Raw genomic sequence first — 4,835 nt, 5'->3', positions numbered from 1 at the left:
CTGCTCGATAATCCGGATCATGACGGGTACCCTACGGGGGGGGAACCCCGTCCGGGACGGGACGGGGCGGGTGGGAGCGGCGGTGTGCCGCACCCGTCCCGTACGGGGCTCGGGCGCCCCGTACGGAAGTCTTTGTCGCGGGCGGTGACCAGCGCGCAGCCGATGCCGGCGGTGGTGGCGAGGACCGCACACAGGGTCCACAGGGTGGTGGCGCCCCACTCGTCGAGGACCCAGCCCCCGCCCGCGGGGGCCAGGAACGCGGCGATCGACCAGGCGCCGCCGTACATGCCCTGGTAGCGGCCGCGCCGGTCGGCGGGGGCGCGGTCGGCCGTGACGGCGATGCCGGCGGGTGCCTGGAGGATTTCGCCCAGGGTCCAGACGAGGACCGTGCAGGTGAAGGCCGCGACGCTGTCCGCGAGCATGGTCAGGCCGAAGCCCCAGCCGAGGAGGAGGCCGGCGGCGAGCAGGACCATGGGGCGCGAGCGTCCGCTCACCAGCCGGGTCAGGGGGATCTGCAGGGCGACGACCATCAGCCCGTTCGCTGCGCTGACCAGGCTGTACATCTCGGGAGAGTGGCCCTCACGGGTCATCACGACGGGGAGGGTGGAGGACCCCTGTTTGAAGACCACGGCGAAGAGGGCTGTCATCAGGACGAAGAACATGAAGGAGCCGTCGCGGTGGACCGGCCCGGACGAAGGCCCTGACGGCGGCCCGGACTTCGGCCCGGCCGCAGCCGCGGACCGCGCCGCCGCGGCGGGGCGGGTTTCGGGGACCTTCGCCAGCACCAGGATCCCGCAGAGCAGCGTCGCGGCGCCGTCGGCCAGGAAGATCAGGGCGTAGCCGTGGGCGACCATGAGCCCGGCCAGCACCGCCGCGATCGCGCCGCCCGCGTTCAGCGCCCAGTAGTTCAGGGCGAAGGCCCGCTGGCGGTCCTCGGGCGGAACGAGGTCCGTGAGCGAGGCCTGCATCGCCGGCCGGACCGCGGTGGCGCCGAGCCCCATGGCCAGGGCGGACGCGGCCACGGCCCACGGCGTGTCGCTGACCCCGAGCAGGGCCATGCTCGCCGCCGTCCAGAGGTGGGCGCCGAACATGGTCGTACGGCGCCCGATCCGGTCGGCGAGCACTCCGCCCAGGAACGTGCCGCCGATCCCGCCGAGTCCGACGAGGGACATGACGAGCCCCGCGTACGAGGCCGAGTAGCCGCGCCCGGCGGTGAGCGACAGGGCCAGCATGGGACCGGCGAACCCGCCGATCCAGTTGACCAGGATGCTCAGCCAGATCCACCAGAACGCCGCCGGCAGCCCGCGTAGGGCCGCCGGGTCCCTCAGGCGCGCCCCCGCCGGGCGGTTCACCGACGGCCCGCCGGGTCCGCGGGTGACCCGCCGTCCGGGAGGTACGGCAGGCTGAACTCCGGCCGGGCCGGGGCTCCGCCGTCGGCCTGTCCGGCCAGCTGCTCCAGGAGGCCGGGCTCGCGGACGGCCGCGGCCAGGACCTCGCGCAGGTCCTCGTACCAGCCCCGCGCCCGGTCCGCGGTGGCGAACCTCGGCAGGTCCTGGCGTACGAGGGAGTGGTTGCGGGCCAGGTGGACGAGCAGGCGCCGCAGCAGGTCCCCGGCGGAGGGCAGCCGGGTGCCGAGGGTCAGGTGGAGCGAGGGGCGTCCCTCGACCGCCTTGACGGTGTGCCACCAGCCCCGCGGCAGGTAGAGCACGTCGCCGTCGGTGAGTTCCCCGGACCAGCCGGCGGCGCCGTCGGCCGGAGGGACGGGGGTGCTGAGGACTCCCACGGGGTGTTCCTCGGTCGGCGGGTGGATGTCCCAGTGCTTGGCGCCCTCCGCCTGGAGGATGAACACGTCGTGGTCGTCCCAGTGCGTGTGGAAGCCCTGTTCGGCCCCGCCCAGGTTCACGTAGAGGTTGGCCTGGACGAGGGAGCGCACGGATCCCTCGACGGCGGTGGCCAGGTCCCGTAGCGGGGCGTGGAGTTCCTCGATGCCGTCGATGACCAAGGTGGTGCCTGCGCCGAGCACCTCCTGGAGCCGCTCCGGGCGGAGCCGCGCGGGGCGGCCGCGCGGGGACAGCTGGGGGACGGGCTCGGCGCAGGAGCCCAGGGGCACCCCGTCGGCGGACCGCACCAGGTGGATGCGGGAGGTGTCGGTGCGGGCCGCCGCGAGGACCTCGTTGAGCTGGGGCCAGCCGAAGAGGCCGCGGAAGCGGCGTTCCCGCCCCCGGACGACGACGGGTTCGGACCCCAGCCGGTGCCGGAGGAACTCCGGCTCGGCGAGCGGGGACAGCAGGCCGGCGAGCCCGTCGGCGGGGGCGCAGTCGGGTGCGCCCGCCTGGAGAATTTCCACAGCTGCTCCGGGTTCCTCGGTGTGTGTGTGGGGGGGGACGGGGTGTTGGGGGGGGGACGGGGTGTGGGGGGCAGGTCAGCCGGCCGCCGGGACGGGCGTCAGCGTGTCCCGGATCAGGTCGTGGGGAGGGGCTGCCACCAGGTAGAAGTGGTCTCCCCGTACGGCTTGTTCACGGACGCAGCCCGAGGTCAGCTCGCTCCAGGGCCGGCAGTCAGCGTCCGCGTCGGCGTCCCCGGTGAGGGTGGTGACGGGGCACCGCACGCTCGGGGCGCGGCCGGCGTCGGTACCGGAACCGGGGGCGTAGGCGTGGAACATGGCCGCGTCCGCCCGTACGTACGGCAGTACCAGCTCCTGGAACTCGGGGTCGGCGGCCAGTTCCGGATCGGTGCCGCCGAGCGTGAGGAGCCGTTCGATGACGGCCGGGTCGTCGTCCTCGTCCGGGTCGGCCCAGTCCTCGGCGGACGGGTACGGGGCGTCGCGGGAGCCCGATGCGAACAGGTGGACGGGGTCGATCCCGCGGGCCTCCAACGCCGCCGCGGTCTCCAGGGCGATCGGCGCGCCCATGCTGTGGCCGAACAGGGCCAGCGGGCGGTCGGCCAGGGGGGCCACGGCGTCGGCGACGGCGCGGGCGAGTGCGCGCAGGTCGGTCGCCACCGGCTCGGCGAGCCGTTCGGCGCGGCCGGGGTAGCGGACCGCGTACACCTCGACCCCGGGGATCCGGTGGCCCCAGTCGCGGAAGAAGGACGCGGATCCCCCGGCGTGGGGGAAGCAGATCAGGCGGGCGACCGGATCGGCCACGGGGGCGGTGCGGTGCAGCCACAGGCCGGTGTCGGCGCTCGCGTGGTACGGGTCGGTCGTGGGGTCGGTGGTCACTTGGCGGTCTCCTGAGCCGGGTCCTGCCGTCGGGCGCGCAGGGCGCGGGCGCGGCGCGCGGCGGCGCGGCGCTCGGCCGAGGCGGCGGTGTCGGCGCCTTCGGTGGAACCGTCGCCGTCGCGCAGCATCGCGACCTGCGCGGCGACGGTGGTGTGCTTGAACAGCGCGATCACCGGCGGCCGCTTGCCGGTATGGCGTTCCAGGGCCTCGCGGAGCTGGAACATCGCCAGGGAGTGGCCGCCGACGTCGAAGAAGTTGGCGTCCAGCGGCACGTGGGGGGCCTTCAGGACCTCGGCCCAGGCGGCGGCGACCTGTGCGGTCAGGTCGCCCCGGGATGCCGGCGCGGCGGCGGTGGGGGTCGGGGTGTGAGCGGCGCCGGGGAAGGGCTGCAGCTCGTCGGCCCGGGCCTGCAGGGCCGCCCGGTCCGCCTTGCCGTTGACGGTGCGGGGGAACGCGTCGAGGCAGACGATGCGGGCGGGGACCATGACGGCCGGCAGCCGGGCGGCGAGCTGCTCGCGCAGCGACTCGGCAGCCGGAGCCGGACCGGACGGGGTGAGGACGAAGGCGGTCAGCAGGCTCGCGCCGGTGTCCGGGACGACGACGGCTTCGCGCACGCCGGACAAGGCCGACAACTGCGCCTCGATCATCGGGAGTTCGACCCGGTGGCCGCGGATCTTGACCTGGTGGTCGCGGCGGCCGAGGAAGGCGAGGGTGCCGTCGGCGTTCCAGCGGGCGCGGTCGCCCGTCCGGTACATCCGGGCCCCGGGCGTGTCCGTGAACGGATCGTCGAGGAAGGCGTGCGAGGTCGCCTCCGGACGGCCGTGGTAGCCGCGGGACACCCCGGCGCCGCCGATGAACAGCTCGCCCTCGGTGCCGGGCGGCACCGGGCGCAGTGCTTCGTCGAGGACGTGGAGCGTCGCACCGGGGACCGGCCGGCCGATGGAGACGGGGCCGGGGGCGTCGAAGCGCCGGTAACTGGCCCAGACGGTCGCCTCGGTGGGGCCGTACTCGTTGACCAGCGCGGTGGGTCCGGTGCGCACGGCGAAGTGGCGTTCAACGAGTTCGGGCGGCAGGGGTTCGCCCGCCACGATGACGGTTTCGAGGGAGCTCAGGCGCTCGCCGCCGAGTGAGCGCGCGGCGTCGAGCAGGACGCTGTAGAGGGAGGGCACGCACAGGAGCCGGGTGACGCGGTGGCGCTCGACGAGCTCGACCAGCCGCTCCGGGTCGCGTACCTCGTCGGGGGTGGCGACGACCAGATGGCCGCCCGCCGTGAGGGTGCCCCAGAGGCCGGCCACCGAGGAGTCGAAGGCCAGCGGGGAGACGAGGAGGAAGACGGGCCGTCCGGGGTAGACCGTGCGGCGGGCCAGCGTGGAAGCGGCCAGCTGGCCGTGCTCGACGACAACGCCCTTGGGTTCGCCGGTGCTGCCCGAGGTGTAGATGAGGTACGCGGCGTCGTCGGCCGCCACCGGGACGCCGGGCGACTCCGGCTCGCGGCCGCGGGCCGCGCCGCCGCCCGGTCGGTCGGCGGCCCGGTGCCGGGCGGGGGTGGCGGCGGCGGCCCCGGGGTCGTCGAGCCCGGTGTGACGGGGGGGGGGTTGCTCGGGGTGGTGGTCGG

General features: G+C 75.2%; 4 protein-coding genes. All 4 read right to left on the bottom strand.

The features are described 5' to 3' along the window. Positions 1 to 17: 17 nt before the first annotated feature. Complete coding sequence (locus tag ACFXA3_RS35515; protein WP_385194012.1) at positions 18 to 1,352, bottom strand: MDR family MFS transporter; 1,335 nt, start codon at positions 1,350 to 1,352, stop codon at positions 18 to 20. Beyond that, complete coding sequence (locus ACFXA3_RS35510; RefSeq protein WP_385194009.1) at positions 1,349 to 2,347, bottom strand: JmjC domain-containing protein; 999 nt, start codon at positions 2,345 to 2,347, stop codon at positions 1,349 to 1,351. The genes ACFXA3_RS35515 and ACFXA3_RS35510 overlap by 4 nt, the downstream gene beginning before the upstream one ends. A 75-nt stretch (positions 2,348 to 2,422) precedes the next feature. Continuing rightward, on the bottom strand, positions 2,423 to 3,220 hold the full coding sequence (locus ACFXA3_RS35505; RefSeq protein WP_385194006.1) for a thioesterase II family protein: 798 nt from the start codon (positions 3,218 to 3,220) through the stop codon (positions 2,423 to 2,425). Beyond that, positions 3,217 to 4,835: amino acid adenylation domain-containing protein (locus ACFXA3_RS35500; protein WP_385194003.1), on the bottom strand; the 1,619-nt coding region annotated here is incomplete at its 5' end. The genes ACFXA3_RS35500 and ACFXA3_RS35505, both read right to left, overlap by 4 nt.

It is taken from the genome of Streptomyces sp. NPDC059456, from assembly GCF_042750055.1.
Lineage (GTDB): Bacteria > Actinomycetota > Actinomycetes > Streptomycetales > Streptomycetaceae > Streptomyces.
Note: the sequence above shows the minus strand (reverse complement) of the source record. Positions and strands in the feature narration are given on the sequence as shown.